This window comes from Mesorhizobium montanum (genome assembly GCF_033977145.1).
GTDB classification, from domain to species: Bacteria; Pseudomonadota; Alphaproteobacteria; order Rhizobiales; family Rhizobiaceae; genus Mesorhizobium; species Mesorhizobium montanum.
This window is the reverse complement of the sequence record NZ_JAVIJF010000021.1, coordinates 1-15,796: the sequence shown is the minus strand read 5'-3', so window position 1 is coordinate 15,796 and position 15,796 is coordinate 1. Positions and strand designations below refer to the sequence as shown.

The following is a 15,796-nucleotide window of genomic DNA, read 5'->3' as shown; positions in this document are numbered from 1 at the left end:
CCGGGGATTTCGCGGGCCTTGCCCGCAATGATTTCGGGACCGATGCCGATCTAAGCCAAACCTAGCGGCAATGATCGAAAGAACGTCGGCCCGCTTGTTGGAGGTGGTTTGAGTGAATGAGCCCTTCAGTTTCGGCACGCCGGAACGGCAGCGCTTTACAATGCAGTTCGGCTATAACGTACGGCCATCCTTCTGGCAGAAGGTGCAGTCGAACGCGCATCTGGTCATTGCCGCGATCGGCACTGCCGCGCTGATCGGCGTGGCCGCGGTGGCGCTGTGGCTGTGCCTGCCGGGCGACAGGCAAGTGGCCGCGGCAAGCGCCGAGCAAACCGTTCCGACAATTCCGGTGAAGACCACGAAGATCGCACCGGTGGCCGCGGCGGTCACCGTGGCGGCGGCGCCGCAGGCCGCGCGCAAGGCGGATGCGGTTTCGCCGGCAACGGCGGCTCGCGAAGCCAGCATTCCGGCGCTGGCCTCGAACAACCCGCGCTGGACGGCTTCCGACGCCGAGCCCGCGCCGGCCCAGGCCAAGGATCAACCAGCTCCATCCAAGCAGGCCGCTGACACCAGCGCCGCGCAATCAACCGATACAGCCTTCGCCGAGCCCGCTGCAGAGAACGACGCCTCGAACGCGCTGTCTGAAGTTGCCGCACCCGGGAGCGAGACGCCGGCGGCCGTGAAGAAACCGGGCGACAAGATGGATGGCGCCCAAACCGCGGCCATTCCCGAAGCCAGGCCGCAGGTTCCCGATCCGCAGCCGGCAGCGACGAACGACGCGGCCCAGGCCAAGCCGAAACCTCAAAAAGCGAGCGCGACCGCGAACGGACGCATTTTGAGGGGCGTCACCATGCGCTCGGGGCCGAAGAAGGGCGCCGCCGCGATTGGCACCATACCCGCCAAATCATCGGTGCAGGTGATGAGTTGCAAGCAATGGTGCGAGATCGTCTATAACGGCAAGCATGGCTGGGTCTACAAAAGCTACGTCAAGACCGGCGCGTGAAACTCAATCCGCCAAGCAGCCATCCAAAGCGACGTCTTCTGCGCGCAAGCCTGCGATTTGCGAGGAAGGACTTGTGTTCCTCGAACGGCACTTCATACAGGCCGCAGCTCTGACAGCTCTCTTTCTTGCCGCATGCTGGAATCCAGCATCTGACGTCGTGCGTCCAGGCCAGCGCGATCCTCTCCAGATGAAGATTACCGGAGCTCTTGAGGAGGACCAGCTCACCGGGGATCGCTGTCTTCTTGATGTGATCCGAGACTTCTTTCGGAGTGCGAATCTCCAGGAAACGGCCGCCGTCACGGTCGGCCTGGCTCGCGCGTGAGCGATGCGCATTGTCGCCGGTGTAGATGACCTCGTCAGCGATATCGCGCGCGATGCCATAGGCAGTGCCGTACTTTCTCGACGAACCGACGTAATCGGAAATCTGTCCGAGGACAATGCGTTTGCGGACGGCCTTCGCCTTGGCCATCATCTCGAGCGCAATGTGCAGCGAATGCCAGGGCGCTTTGGCGGCATCGACGATGAATTGCGGGCCACCGTCGGTCACCAGCACCTTGCAGCGGTTGGCGAGAGGTTCGAAGGATGCCGTCCTTGCCGCTACCTTCTCCGGCGGAACACCAAGTTCCAATGCCGTGACGATGGCGGCGGCGGCCGGCAGCCAGAAGTGCTCGCCAGGGAATGGTGTCTGTATGTCTATAGCGCCACCGTGCCAGCGAAGCGAAAATCCGAGCAGGTCCGGATAAGCGGCGTGGACGTCCGCCACGCGATAGTCGGCGGCCTCCGACTGGCCGAAAGTCACGATACGGCCCCTTGCGCCCGAAGCCATGTCGAGCACATACCGGTCATCGGCATTCAAGATAGCGAGCCCGCCCGGCGACAAGGCGTCAACCAGCGCTTTCTTTTCCTGAGCGACACCATCCAAGGTCCGGAATTGAGCGATATGCTCCAGCCTGACCATCGTTACGACAGCGACGTCCGGCCTTAGCAGTTCCGCCATGCCTCGGATCGAGCCGGGCTCATACGCGCCGGCTTCGAAGAGTACGTAGTCGACCTTGCCCGTGTATTTCATCCGCTTGTAGAGCGTGCGCACAAGCGCCTTGAGCGTGTTGGCAAGAACCTGCGTATGGACCGTGCCGTGACTGGCCAGGATATGTCCAAGCAAGCTGGTTGCCGTCGATTTGCCGGAGCTGCCGGTTATGCCGATCAAGGTCGCCTTGCTTCGCGCACGCGCTCGCTCCGCCCGATAACGGCGCAATCGCCGGCCGAGATCGTTGCGAATTTCACCCAGCCTGACCTTAACCACCCGCCAGTTTCCCTACCCCCGATCCGTTATCCTTTCGACGAACCATGAAGTCAAACCGGGACTCGGCCTGACAGGGTCAATCCATCCGTTCACTGCAACCATGAACGAAGAGCCGCGATGTGCTTCATGAAGCGGCTCAGATACAGCGGCCGCCGTCGACCTCCAGCGCCACGCCGGTGATGAAGGCGGCTTCATCCGAGGCCAGCCAGAGCGCCGCGTTGGCGATATCGAGCGGTGTCGAGAGCCGGCCGAGCGGGATCGAGGCGCGGAATTTTTCGCGGATCTGAGGCGTGTCGGCACCCATGAATTTCTCCAGCATGCCGGTTTCGCCGGCGACCGGGCAAAGGCAGTTGACGCGGATGTTCTTCGGCGCCAGTTCGACGGCCATCGACTTGGTGGCGGTGATCGCCCAGCCCTTGGAGGCATTGTACCATGTCAGGCCCGGCCGCGGCCTAAGCCCGGCCGTCGAGGCCGTGGTCAGGATGACGCCGCCGCCCTGCCGGTCCATGATCGGCACGACGGCAAGCGCCGCATGGTAGATCGCCTTCATGTTGACGGCGGTGATCAGGTCGAAAGTTTCCTCATCGACGCCGAGCATGTCGCCATTGCGGTGGGTGAAACCGGCATTGTTGACCATGATGTCGACGCGGCCGAAGGCGCTCTTGGCGGCATAGATCATCTCGTCGAATTCGGAGCGCAGGGAGACGTCGGTCTGCGTCCAGATCGCGTTGTTGCCGATCTCTTCGGCCACCCGTTCGGCGCCCTTGGCGTTGAGGTCGGCGACGACCACGCGCGCTCCCTCTTCGGCAAAGCGCTTCGCCATGCCCTCGCCGAAACCCGACGCGGCGCCGGTGATGATGGCGACCTTGTTTTCCAGACGCATGGTTTTCCCGCTCATTGGATTTCCGAAGTTTTGAATTGACTTTCGACCCGCAGCCCGGCGCACTATGCGCCCGGCAATATCAGCTTAAAGCGCGTCGCGCTGAAACGGATTCAGGCGACCCGCTTTGAGTCTTTGTTTTGATGCATGTCGTTGCCCCGGAACCGCTGCACACGTCCGGGAGACATGCATTAGCTTTCGTCACATTCGCGTTCTATGGTGCGGTTGCGAACGCTTCCGGAAGCCATGGCCTGCCGGCGGCACGAGTGTCGGGAAACATGTGGGCCGATGCAATAGCCAGCGATTGGTCCTCACATGTGACACCATGGCACTGGAAAATTTAAATCGATTAGAATAATACCAACCACGCTGCCGGCATCCAGCATCAATTCGGACTGACCATGACCAGCCAGATCATCCCTGTCGATCCCTTCGACTTCATCATCTTCGGCGGCACCGGCGACCTGTCGGAACGCAAGCTCCTGCCCTCTCTCTACTATCGCCAGTGCGACCATCAGTTCTCCGAGCCGACGCGCATCATCGGCACGTCTCGCTCCAAGATGAGCGATGCCGAGTTCCAAGCCTTCGCCAAGCAAGCGATATCCGATCATGTGAAGCCGGCCGACATCGACCCGAAGGAATTGGAGACGTTCCTTGCTCGGCTTTCCTACGTGCCGGCCGACGCCACGTCCGGCGCCGGCTTCGACAAACTGAAGAAAGAGATCGGCGACGGGGACCGCATCCGCGCCTTCTATCTCGCGGTGGCGCCGGCGCTGTTCGGCGACATCTCGCACCAGCTCAAGCAGCACAAGCTGATCACGCCGAACTCGCGCATCGTGCTGGAAAAGCCGATCGGCCGCGACCTTGCCTCGGCGCGTGCGCTCAACGACGCGGTCGGCGACGACTTCGACGAAAGCCAGATTTTCCGCATCGATCACTATCTCGGCAAGGAGACGGTGCAGAACCTGATGGCGCTGCGCTTCGCCAATGCGCTTTACGAGCCGCTGTGGAACTCGGCGCAGATCGACCACGTGCAGATCACCGTGGCCGAAACGGTCGGCCTCGAAGACCGCGTCACCTATTACGACAAGGCCGGCGCGCTGCGCGACATGGTGCAGAACCACATGCTGCAGCTGCTTTGCCTCGTCGCCATGGAGACGCCGTCCTCGATGGATGCCGACGCCGTTCGCGACGAGAAGCTCAAGGTGCTGAGGGCGCTGAAGCGCATCAACGGCAATGAGGCGCCCAAGCATACGGTGCGCGGCCAGTATCGCGCCGGCGCTTCGGCGGGGGGTCCGGTCAAGGGCTATGTCGACGAGCTCGGCAAGGGCAGCGACACCGAGACTTTCGTCGCCATCAAGGCCGAGATCGGCAACTGGCGCTGGGCCGGCGTTCCCTTCTATCTCAGAACCGGCAAGCGGCTTGCCACGCGCGTCTCGGAAATCGTCATCGAGTTCAAGCCGATCCCCTATTCGATCTTCGGCGAGAGCGCCGGGCCGATCTTCGCCAACCAGCTGGTGATCCGGCTGCAGCCGGACGAAGGCGTCAAGCAATACATCATGATCAAGGATCCGGGACCGGGCGGCATGCGTTTGCGCCAGATCTCGCTCGACATGAGCTTCGCGCAGTCCTTCGACGGGCGCGCGCCGGACGCGTATGAGCGGCTGATCATGGATGTGGTGCGCGGCAACCAGACCCTGTTCATGCGCCGCGACGAAGTCGAGGCGGCATGGAAATGGATCGACCCGATCCAGAACGCTTGGGAAAGCGCCCGGCAGGAAGCTCAAGGCTATACGGCCGGAACCTGGGGACCGTCAGCTTCCATCGCGCTGATCGAACGTGACGGACGGACATGGCACGAGAGCAATTGACCGCGGCCCGCTTCAGCTGGAACGGCTTTGCCGATCGCCGGGAGCTGGCGACGGCGCTTGCCGGACAGATTGCCGACCGGCTGACCGGCGCCATCGCGGAACGCGGCAGTGCGCTGCTCGCGGTGTCCGGCGGCACCACACCGGCGAAGTTGTTCGCGATGCTGTCGACCACTCCAATCGCCTGGGACAAGGTCACCGTGACGCTGGTCGACGAACGCTTCGTGCCGCCGTCCTCGCCGCGCTCGAATGCCGGGCTGGTGGCGGCGAACCTGCTCCAGAACGAGGCCGCGGCGGCGCGCTTCGTGCCGCTCTACCATGAGGCGGCAAGCATCGAGGACGCTGCGGCGGCGGACAGCGAAGCGCTGCGGTCGCTGCCCTGGCCGCTCGACGTGGTCATCCTCGGCATGGGCGGCGATGGCCACACGGCCTCGTTCTTTTCCGACGCAGGCAACCTTGGCGAATTGCTCGACCCTGCCTCGCGGCGGATCGTGCTGCCGGTGCACGCGGCAAGTGGCGGCGAGCCCCGGCTCACGCTGTCGATGGCGCGCATCGTCGCCGCCGGCTTCGTCGCGCTGCACATCGAAGGCGACGACAAGCGCACCGCTTTTGACGGCGCGATGGGGTCTGGCGCGAAAAAGCCCATCCGCAGAGTGATCGAGGCGGCGCCGAGACCGATAGAGGTGTTCTGGGCACCCTGATTGCAACATGACGGCCCCGACGGCGTTGGGAGGACGTAGCCAGGCTCGAAAGGACGGACCATGACAGCCAGACGCGATATCGAAGCCATCACGGAACGCATCCGCCAACGTTCGAAAGTCGGCCGCGAAGCCTATCTGAGCCGAATCGCGGAGGCGTCCAGCCGCACCGCCAACCGCGCGGTTCTGGGTTGCGGCAACCTTGCCCATGGCTTTGCCGTGTGCAGCCCATCGGAAAAGATCGCGCTCGGCGGCGACCGCGTGCCGAACCTCGGCATCATCACCTCCTACAACGACATGCTGTCGGCGCATCAGCCTTTCGAGACGTTCCCGGCGCTGATCAAGGAAGCGGCGCGCGAGGCGGGCGGCATCGCCCAGGTGGCCGGCGGCGTGCCGGCGATGTGCGACGGCGTCACCCAAGGCCAGCCGGGCATGGAACTGTCGCTGTTTTCGCGCGACGTGATCGCGATGGCGGCGGCGATCGGCCTGTCGCACAACATGTTCGACGCGGCAGTCTTCCTCGGCGTCTGCGACAAGATCGTGCCCGGGCTGGTGATCGCGGCGCTCACCTTCGGCCACCTGCCGGCCGTCTTCATCCCGGCCGGACCGATGACGACCGGACTGGCGAATGACGAGAAGGCCAAGGTCCGCCAGCTCTATGCCGAGGGCAAGGTCGGCCGCGCCGAACTGCTCGAGGCGGAATCCAAATCCTATCACGGGCCGGGCACCTGCACCTTCTACGGCACCGCCAACTCCAACCAGATGCTAATGGAGATCATGGGCCTGCACACACCGGGCGCCTCCTTCGTCAATCCAGGCACGCCGCTGCGCGATGCGCTGACCAGGGAAGCGGCTAAGCGGGCGCTGGCGATCGCCGCGCTCGGCAACGCCTATACGCCGGTCGGGCGCATGATCGACGAGCGCTCGATCGTCAACGGCGTCGTCGGCCTGCACGCCACCGGCGGCTCGACCAACCACACCATCCACCTGATCGCGATGGCTGCCGCGGCGGGTATCGCGCTGACCTGGCAGGACATTTCCGACCTGTCGGAGGCCGTGCCGCTCTTGGCGCGCGTCTATCCGAACGGGCTTGCCGACGTGAACCATTTTCATGCCGCCGGCGGGCTTGGCTTCCTTATCCGCGAGCTGCTCGACGAAGGCCTGCTTCACGAAGACGTGCAGACGGTGTGGGGCGAAGGCCTGCGGCCCTACGCGGTCGAGGCGAGGCTTGGTGACGACGGCGGTGTCGTGCGCGAAGCGGCGCCTCTGCAGAGCGGCGACGAGAAGGTTCTGGCGCCGTTCAAGCAAGCCTTCCAGGCGACGGGCGGCCTGAAAGTGCTCGGCGGCAATCTCGGCCACGCCGTCATCAAGACCTCGGCAGTGAAACCCGAGCGGCGCGTCATCGAGGCGCCGGCCAAGGTGTTCGACAGCCAGCAGGGGCTGAACGACGCCTTCAAGGCCGGCACACTGACCGGTGATTTCATTGCCGTCATCCGGTTCCAGGGGCCGAAGGCCAACGGCATGCCGGAACTGCACAAGCTGACCACCGTGCTCGGCATCCTGCAGGATCGCGGCCAGCGCGTGGCGCTGGTGACCGACGGGCGCATGTCGGGCGCTTCCGGCAAGGTGCCGGCGGCGATCCATGTGACGCCGGAAGCGGTCGAGGACGGACCGATCGCCAGAATCCATGACGGCGACGTCATCCGCCTTGACGCCGATGCCGGCACACTGGAAGTTCTGGTGCCGGGAACGGAATTCGCGCTGCGCCGCACGGCGGACGCCGACCTCATCGGCAACGAGTTCGGCTTCGGTCGCGAGCTGTTCGCCGGCTTCCGGCAACTGGTCGGCCGCGCCGACCACGGCGCCGCCGCGTTCGGCAGCGCCTGAAGGAGGTCTCCTCCTCCTCATGAAAAAGGGCGGCTCGTGGCCGCCCTTTTTGCGTTCGCCCATGCGATCCTAGAGCGTTTCACCGTTTCACGGAAACGGCGAACCGCTCTATCTCTTTGTTTTGACGCAATTCCGAACGGAAGGCTACGGCGAAGTCGCCGAGCCTAAACCGCCCACACTTTTCCTGGAATTGCTCTATTGCACGGTCAGCTCGGCCCGCGCGCCGGCCTTGACCGTCACGGTGCCTTCCTTCGAGCTGTTGTCCGATTTCTCCGAGACGACGGTGTAGTCCCCCGCTGGTATCGCCGCCTGGTACTTCTGGTCGTATGCGTAGCCCAGCGACTTGCGATTGCCGTTGATGTCCTTCTCCATCTCGAAAATCTCGATCTTCGAAGCACCGGGCGCGGTGATCGCCAGCACGCCGGCATTCAGGGCAGCCTTCACATCCTGAGATTCGCCAACCTTGACGCTGAACGGTTGCTCGATGACGGCGAGATCGACTGTCGAGATCAACACGTAGTCGTCGGGCGGCAGATCGAACTTGCTGTCGGGGCCATAGGCGTAGGCCACCTCTTCCCTGGTTCCGTCAATCTTCTTTTTCGCCTTGACGACCTTGAAGCCGATCCCCGAAGCGTCCGCCTTGTCGCCGCCGGCAGTGTAATAGGCGTTGGCAACGACATGTCCGACGCCGGCGATGATGTCCCTTTCCTCGGTCTTGCCGGCTGCGAGTGGGATTGTTGCGGTCGCCACGCCCTGCCCGATCGTCACAGTGACTTTCTCGTCGCCGGCCGGAAGCACGACTTTCGTGGTCCCGTAGTAGGTTGCGGGCTGATCGGCGCCCGGATAATCGATCACGACGGCAGCGCCATCGATAACGTCCGCACCTTCGCTTGGGCGCGGGTGGATGATGAGCGTGCCGGCATTCAGCGTGAACAGAGGCTTGTAGGCCTGCCCCGCCTCAATCTTGATGGTCTGCTCGGATCTGGCCTCACCGTCACGAGCGGCGACAATGTAATCGCCCGGCTCCAGATTGCCCTTGTAGGTCCCATATTCGGTGGTGACGGAATCCCCGCGCGTGCCGTCCGACTTGGCCTTGTATATCTCCCACGCGTTGCCGTCGGTGATTGGATCGCCGCCTTCGGCCAAGACCACGCTCGGCATGAAATTGAATTCCGGCTTGGCGGATTCAGGCGCAGGCGCGGGGGCCGGAGCAGGCTCGGGCGCCGGAGCCGGCGCGGCCACCGTCTCGACCAGCGCTTCCTGCAGCGCCTTCTCGTCCGAAGCCTGGATGTATTTGCCGCCGGTGTTTTCGGCCAGGCAGGCGATCTGCTTGCCTTCATCGGCGGTCAGGCCGAAACCGACGACATCGGCGGTGAAATCGACGCCCGAGGCCTTGAGTTCCTTGCCGAGCGCGCAAGGGTCGCCGCCGCACGTCTCAAGCCCGTCCGTAATGAGGACGACGGTTGCCTTGTCCTCTGTGTATTTCAGCGCTTCGGCGGCCTGCTTGACTGCGGACGTCAGCGGTGTCTTGCCGAGGAATTTCATGCTGTCGGCGGCGGACGAAATCGCGCTGGCCGAACCCGCCTGCGGCGGCACGATCAGCTCGATGTCGTCGCAACTGCCCTTGGTGCGATGGCCGTAGGCCATGAAGCCGATCTCGTCGTCGGTCGGAACCGACTGCAGCACCGTGCGCAGCGATTCGCGCGCGATCTCCAGTTTCGGCTTGCCATCGATCTGGGCCCACATGGAGCCCGATGCATCGAGGATGATGATGACCTTGTTGGCGGCAAAGCCAAAGGTGGTCATCGACAAAAGGAGGATCGCCGCAGCGACGCCCCGTGCCAGTCCCGCCATGGAAATCTCCTGATGGATCCCTCGTCCGCGCCGGGAAAGCTATTTGACGCGGCCTTGGGAGACAAGCCTGATGGAGGACGAAAAGCGGACCGCTCAGTAGGTGGTGCGGCGCTCTTCCGATGGCGGCCGGCCGAACTGCAGCCGATAGCTCTGCGCGAAATAGGAATGCGAGGTGAAGCCGGTGGCGATCGCCACATCGAGGATCGGCATGTTGGTCTGGCGCAGCAATTCGCGCGCCCTTTCCAGCCTCAGCCGCATGTAGTAGCGGCCGGGCGTCACGCTGAGGTGGCGCAGGAACAGACGCTCGACCTGGCGCACCGAAAGGCCGGCCGACTTGGCGAGTTGCACCGCAGATAGCGGCTCGTCGAGATGGTCGGCCATCAATTCGACGATGCGCCTGAGCTTCTCCGACTTGCCGGTGAGGTCCCGCTCCGGGCCGACACGCTGACGGTCGCCGGCCGAGCGGATACGCTCGTGCTGGAACTGGTTGGCAACGCCGTTGGCAAGGTTGGAACCGAAATCACCGCGCACGATCTCCAACATCAGGTCGATCGAGGTGGTTCCACCGGCGCAGGTGTAACGCTTGCGGTCGATCTCGAACACGTTGCCGGTGCAGTTGATGTCGGGAAAGCGCTCCATGAAGCCGGCGCGGTTCTCCCAATGGATGGTGCAGCGATAGCCGTCGAGCTGCCCGGCCTCGGCTAGCAGATAGGAGCCGACCGACAGCGCGCCGAGCGCATTGCCGCGCCGGCCCCAGCTGCGCAGCGCGGCCAGCACCTTGCTCTTGCCGGGGAATTCGGTGGTGAGGCCGACCGAAGCGAACAGGATGTCGACCGGCGGCATGTCGGCGACGGAGTAGTCGATCTTCAGCGGCAGGCCGTTCGAGGCCATCACCGCGTCGCCATCGGCCGAAATCGTCGTCCAGCCATAGAAATCGCGGCCGAGCAGGCGGTTCGCCGAGCGGAAGCAGTCAATGGCCGCCGCCAGCGAGAACATCGAGAATTTGTCGACCAGCAGGAAGCCGAACTGACGGCCGCCCTGAACGGGATCGTTCGTGATCGGCCGCTCGACGGGGGCAATCAGGTTCGGCAAGGATGCTGCTTTCCGGTCAGAAGGATGGCCGCTTCAACCCGGCCGCGAGGTAGGCGGAAGCTACAGTGTTCGCCATCAGCATGGCAATGGTCATCGGTCCGACGCCGCCGGGGACCGGTGTGATGGCGCCAGCATTCTTGGCTGCCTCGACATAGGCGACGTCGCCGACCAGGCGGCTCTTGCCTTCGCCCTTTTCGGGCGCCGGGATGCGGTTGATCCCGACGTCGATCACGGTCGCGCCGGGCTTCACCCAATCGCCCTTGACCATCTCCGGGCGACCGACGGCGGCGACCAGGATATCGGCGGTGCGGGCAAGCGCCGGCAGGTCCCTGGTGCGGCTGTGGGCGATGGTCACCGTGCAGTTGGCGGCGAGCAGCAGATTGGCCATCGGCTTGCCGACGATGTTGGAGCGGCCGACGACGACGGCGTTGAGGCCGGACAGGTCCTTGCCGCGCACGCGCTCGATCAGAAGCATGGAGCCCGCCGGCGTGCAGGGCACGAAGGCCGTCTCGAGCTCGCCGGTGCCGAGCTTGCCGACATTGATGAAGTGGAAGCCGTCGACATCCTTTTCCGGCGCGATCGTCTGGATGACCTTGCCGGCGTCGATATGGCCCGGAAGCGGCAGCTGCACGAGGATGCCGTGGATGGACGCATCGGCGTTGAGGTCGCCGATGATCTTCAGCAATTGCTCCTCGGTGGTGTCGGCCGGCAGAGTGTGCTGGAGCGAATGGAAGCCGCATTCCTTGGCGGTGCGCGATTTCGAGGCGACATAGACCTGGCTTGCGGGATCCTCGCCGACAATGACCACCGCCAGACCGGGCTTGGTGGCGCCCTTGGCCGAAAGCTCCGACGTCAGCGCCTTGACCTTCGAAACCACATCCTCGGCGACACGCTTTCCGTCGATCACTTCGGTCATCACGAACTCCCGTTTTAAGGCCGCATCGATGCCTGCCCCATGCCTCATTCCGGCATCTCGATCCGCCGACGCAGAGCGTGGACGGTCGAGATGCCGCGCGGCATCTTCACGAAAATTCGACAAGGCAATCCCGTCAAAGCGTCGTCGGATGCCGTAAACCCGAAACCGGTCGCTTTTATCGAAGGTCGAGTGGTTTAGAAATAGCGGCGGCGCGCGCGGCTTTCGGTCAGCTCGCGCACCGCCTCGCGGAATTCGCGCAGGCTGGCGCGGATGTCGTCGATCTGGCCCTGCTGGTCAGTGGACGACTGGCGAGCCTCGTCCGGGATCGGCGACTGCGGATGATAGGATGCCGGCGACGGCGGATAATCATCCTCGTGGGGATCGGTCCGCGTATGGTCCGGCCGATACGAACGGGAATAGCCGTGCTCGTAGGGCGGCTGGAAATTCTCCCGCACCGATGTCTCAGCCTGAGTATAACGCTCCTCCCGGCTGGGCGCGCGCCAGGCGCTTTCGGGCGGAACGGTGTCCAAGTCGGCCGTTTCAGCCGGCTCGCGCCGCACGAAATAGCGAACCGCAGAGGCCAGCGAGCCGAAAAGCCCCGGACGGCCGGCGTCATTGTCCTGCGTCGCTGGTCGTGCGACGGATTGGGTCGGAGGCGGCGCAGCCGCCGTCGCCGGAGGTGGGGCCGGGGGTGACGCAGGCGGCGGCGCGAAAGACGGAGCCGGAGGCGGCGGTGTGAAAGACGAGGCCGGCGGTGGAGCGACCGGCGAGACCGGCGGCGGAACGAGCGATGTCGGCGCCGGCGGCGGAGCGGCCCGGTTGGAATTGTTCTCCATCGCGGGAGCACGCACATCGACCCCGCGGCGCGAGCGGACGTCGGCGGTCTCGCGCAGGCTGGCAAGGATACCGCGCAGCGCACCGAGGCCGATGCCTGCGAACAGGCCGGCGAAAAGGCCAGCCACGGCCATCACCGCACGCGAAGGACCCTTGGCTTGCAGCGGCGCATAGGCATCCGAAATGACGCTGATGTTGGCGGTATTGATGTCCTTCTGCTCGCCGGTTTCCTTGGCACGCAGCAGGAACTGCTCGTAGACGGAACGCTTGGCGGCCGCCTCGCGCTCCAGTTCGCGCAGCGAAACCAGGTTGTTGTTGACGTCGCCGCTCTGCACCTTGGCCTGCGCCAGGCGCGACGAAAGATCCTGTTCGAGTTGGACGGAGCGCTTCAGGTCGACCTGTAGCGAGGAAGCGATGCGTTGCAGTTCGGCGCTGATGCGCTCGCGCGCCCCGGCAAGCTGAGCGTTGAGCGCCTCGATCTCCGGATGGCGCGGCCCGAGCTTGACCTCGGCGCGGTCGGCCTCCTGCTTCAGCGCCGCATATTGCGAACGCAACTCGCTCATCATGTTGGAGTTGATTTCCTCGGGCAAGGTGCCGCTAAGGATCGAATTGACGTTCAACGAGCGTGCCGAGGCGGCGCGCGCGTTGAGCTCGAGCGTGCGGGCGCGGGCGATGGAAAGCTGCTCGTTGAGCTTCAGCATCTGGTCGTCGCTGATCAGGTGGCCCTGCGCGTCGACGAGGTCGTGCGTCGCCCTGAAATCCTCGACCTGGCGTTCGGCGGTCTCGACGCCCTTGCGCAATTCGTCGAGCCTGGAGGTGAGCTCGTCATTGGCGCGGCCCGCCGTGTTCGATTGGATCTCGCTGGAAATCTGCTTGAACGCCTTGACCATGGTGTTGGCGATCAGGGCGGATTTTTCGGCGTTCTGCGTGGTGGCGCTGACCGAGACCACAAAGGTCTTGCCGCCACGCTCGACGTCGAGACTGTCCGCCAGATTGCCGACCGCCAGCGCGCGCCGGCGGGCTTCGTCGGCGGGGCCTGCATCCTGCCGCGACAGGATCGAGCGAAGCGTCGACATCAGGCCGATGCCGCCCGTGCCCTGACCGTTGAATTCAGGGTCATTGGTGAGGTTGAGATCCGTGACGACCTTGTTGAGAACGGTGCCCGAAGTCAGGATGCGAACCTGGTTCTCGACGATGGCGAGCGTCGCGTCCGAGGCGACCACGTTCTGCGTCAGGTCGCGATCGGTGAGCTTGAGGTCGCGCGGGTCGACGATGACATCGGTGGTCGCCTCATATTTCTTCGGCGTCGAAAGCGCGATGGCGACGCCGAGGGCGGCGCCCAGGATCGTCGTCGACAGGATCAGCGCTTTGGATCGCGTAACGCCGCGAATGACCTGCATCGGGTCGATCAGCGGTTTCCATTCCTGGTAATCGTCGCCGGCGGGTGGCCGGCTTGTATAACGAGGTTCAGGCGCGGCTTGTTGCCGATGGCTCGCCTCCGGGGCCTCATGGCCCTGGCTGAGCGAATCGGGCCGCTTTCTTCCGGTCCAGTCGTCCTCGGTGTCGACCGCATCCGAATTCAGTTGGGCCGGTTCGTGGCCAAGTCCGTCGGTATCGACGGGCTGCGGGTTCGCCTTCCCCTCGCGTTTGGAACGCGCGGCGCGATGGCGCGCGGCGGCGTCCTCGCGCCATGAAGAGTCGGCCCGGTCGCCGATTGAAACCGTGTTGTCCTCGCCACGCATAGCCTGGCCGAGCGCGAGCAGAGAGCGCTCGCGCCTCCAGTCATCACGGTTATCCCTGTCGACCATTGTCCTGGAACTTACTCTTTGGCGGCTTGGGAGCGGCGGATCGGCCAATCGTTAAGCCACGCTAAACAGGCATAGGAAACAAAAGGTTAATTTTGCGCCATGGCGGACACAGTTTCTCGCCTTGTTCGCGGCATTTCGGCGCCGCCGAGGCGGCCGCCAGAACGCCGCGTTAAACTTTCCAGCCTATCTATCGCCCCGGATATGACCCAGGCCAGCGACATGCCGCAAAGGCGGACTTTCGCGCGGATCGGCCACTTCGTGGCCACGCGCCGGAAGCTGGTATTCGATTATTTCTCGGCGATCAGCGGCGCCGGCGGCCGGCTGGTGTTCTCGCTGGCCTATTTCATCGCTTTGGCCAACACGCTTTCGATCGCCGAGTTCGGCATGTTCGCGACAGCTTCGGCCGCCGGCATCATGCTGTCGCGCATCCTCGCTTTCGGCTTCATCTCGGCGCTCTACCGCACCGCCACGATCCGTCCCAACCTGATCGGCACCTTCACTGCCGGGTTCCTGCTTCTTAGCCTGTTGTCGCTGCCGTTCCTCGCCGCCGCGTCCTATGTCGTCTACCTGATCTTCTTTGCCGGCACCGTGCCGCTGTCGGCCTACGCCGCGGTCGTCTTTGCCGAAGCGCTTTTGTGGCGGCCGGTCGAAGTGGCGCTGATCGTCAACAACGGGCTCGGCAAATTCGGGCGGGCGGCGGTGCTCGCCATCCTGGCGACGGCGCTCAGGGCAGTCGGCGCGATCCTGTTCATGCTTGGCGCGCAGCACACGATCGGCGCCTGGTCGCAGTATTATATCGGCGCCAACGCTGCCTCGCTCGTCGTCGCCTTCGCCTTCTTCTATCCGCGCCAACGGCTGAGGCTGCGCGCCGAGCTTTATTTCAGGCGGCTCGCCGATTCCCTCTACGTCGCCGGATCCGAAGTGCTGTTCTACCTGCAGATGGAGTTCGACAAGCTCCTGGTGCTGTCGATCGGCGGACCGCATCTGGCTGGCATCTACGCCATCATCATGCGGCTGGTCGACCTCACCGCGATCCCGATCCGCACCTTCTCGATGATGCTGGTGCAGCGCATGATGCGGGCGCCGGAGCTTCTGTCGCGGCTGGCGGTCAAGAGCGGCATCGAAGGCGGCGTGTTCCTGGTCTCGACCCTGGCGCTGGTGTCGCTCGGCATCGTGCTGCACTTCTTCCCGAACGCGCTCGGCAAGAATGTCGCCGAGGCAGCGCCGCTGGTCGCGCTGGCGGTCTGCGTGCCGGGACTGCGCAACCTCGTCGAATACCAGGCCGAGCTGCTCTTCGCGCGCGGCCAGACGGCGGTGCGGGCGATCAATCTCGGCCTGCTCGCCGGCTTGAAGGCGGTGCTGCTCACCTATGTGCTGACGACGATCCCCGACATGGCCAATCTGGTGCTGTCGCTCAACATCGTCTTCCTGCTGCTTTATCTCGCCTCGACGCTGCTGACCTATTCGGCGATGCGCAGGCCTGCGAAAGCTATCTAGATTCAGGTGAGGCCGGCCTGCAAATGGCGGCATCCTGCGCTTCCGGTGCTCATATGTGGACGGCCCCCTGCTTGCAAGGCTTTGGCTGGAGATGATTTGATCGGATCGCTTGCGCTCATATGTCCGGCCTTTTGCGCGCGGATATGTGAGCGCTGGCCT

The 15,796-nt window shown here is 64.3% G+C and carries 11 protein-coding genes; 5 read left to right on the top strand and 6 right to left on the bottom strand.

The window, feature by feature from the left end; genetic code table 11:
• Positions 1-112: 112 nt before the first annotated feature.
• Entirely contained in the window at positions 113-1,000 is an 888-nt protein-coding gene (locus tag RFM68_RS25455) for an SH3 domain-containing protein (protein ID WP_320235789.1), read from the top strand.
• Here RFM68_RS25455 and RFM68_RS25450 read toward each other — a convergent pair.
• The gene (locus RFM68_RS25450; protein ID WP_320235788.1) at positions 984-2,303 is read right to left on the bottom strand and encodes a Mur ligase family protein; all 1,320 of its coding nucleotides are present in this window, start codon (positions 2,301-2,303) and stop codon (positions 984-986) included. The genes RFM68_RS25455 and RFM68_RS25450 overlap by 17 nt on opposite strands.
• A 136-nt stretch (positions 2,304-2,439) precedes the next feature.
• Positions 2,440-3,186: an SDR family oxidoreductase gene (locus RFM68_RS25445; protein WP_320235901.1), complete on the bottom strand. Its 747-nt coding sequence runs from the start codon at positions 3,184-3,186 to the stop codon at positions 2,440-2,442.
• Between the two features lie 398 nt (positions 3,187-3,584).
• On the opposite strand from RFM68_RS25445, the gene zwf reads away from it, so the two are divergent.
• Genes zwf through edd form a run of 3 tightly spaced genes read left to right on the top strand, consistent with a single transcriptional unit; the run spans position 3,585 to position 7,636 of the window.
• Positions 3,585-5,054, top strand: coding sequence for a glucose-6-phosphate dehydrogenase (zwf, locus tag RFM68_RS25440; RefSeq protein WP_320235787.1), 1,470 nt, complete (start codon positions 3,585-3,587; stop codon positions 5,052-5,054).
• Positions 5,036-5,752, top strand: a complete 717-nt coding sequence (gene pgl / locus RFM68_RS25435; RefSeq protein ID WP_320235786.1) for a 6-phosphogluconolactonase — start codon at positions 5,036-5,038, stop codon at positions 5,750-5,752. Before zwf ends, pgl begins: the two co-directional genes overlap by 19 nt.
• Positions 5,753-5,812: 60 nt before the next feature.
• Complete coding sequence (gene edd / locus RFM68_RS25430; protein WP_320235785.1) at positions 5,813-7,636, top strand: phosphogluconate dehydratase; 1,824 nt, start codon at positions 5,813-5,815, stop codon at positions 7,634-7,636.
• A gap of 195 nt (positions 7,637-7,831) precedes the next feature.
• Here edd and RFM68_RS25425 read toward each other — a convergent pair whose 3' ends face one another.
• The 4 genes from RFM68_RS25425 to RFM68_RS25410 form a co-directional block, all read right to left on the bottom strand.
• Positions 7,832-9,490 carry a vWA domain-containing protein gene (locus tag RFM68_RS25425; RefSeq protein ID WP_320235784.1) on the bottom strand — a complete coding sequence of 553 codons (1,659 nt, stop codon included), beginning with the start codon at positions 9,488-9,490 and terminating at the stop codon, positions 7,832-7,834.
• Positions 9,491-9,583: 93 nt separating this feature from the next.
• Complete coding sequence (locus RFM68_RS25420) at positions 9,584-10,582, bottom strand: GlxA family transcriptional regulator (protein WP_320235783.1); 999 nt, start codon at positions 10,580-10,582, stop codon at positions 9,584-9,586.
• A gap of 16 nt (positions 10,583-10,598) precedes the next feature.
• Entirely contained in the window at positions 10,599-11,498 is a 900-nt protein-coding gene (gene folD / locus RFM68_RS25415) for a bifunctional methylenetetrahydrofolate dehydrogenase/methenyltetrahydrofolate cyclohydrolase FolD (protein ID WP_320235782.1), read from the bottom strand.
• A 194-nt stretch (positions 11,499-11,692) separates the two neighbouring features.
• Complete coding sequence (locus tag RFM68_RS25410) at positions 11,693-14,140, bottom strand: GumC family protein (RefSeq protein WP_320235781.1); 2,448 nt, start codon at positions 14,138-14,140, stop codon at positions 11,693-11,695.
• Between the two features lie 201 nt (positions 14,141-14,341).
• Between RFM68_RS25410 and RFM68_RS25405 the strand changes: the two genes are divergently transcribed.
• Positions 14,342-15,637 carry a lipopolysaccharide biosynthesis protein gene (locus RFM68_RS25405; protein WP_320235780.1) on the top strand — a complete coding sequence of 432 codons (1,296 nt, stop codon included), beginning with the start codon at positions 14,342-14,344 and terminating at the stop codon, positions 15,635-15,637.
• Positions 15,638-15,796: the final 159 nt, after the last annotated feature.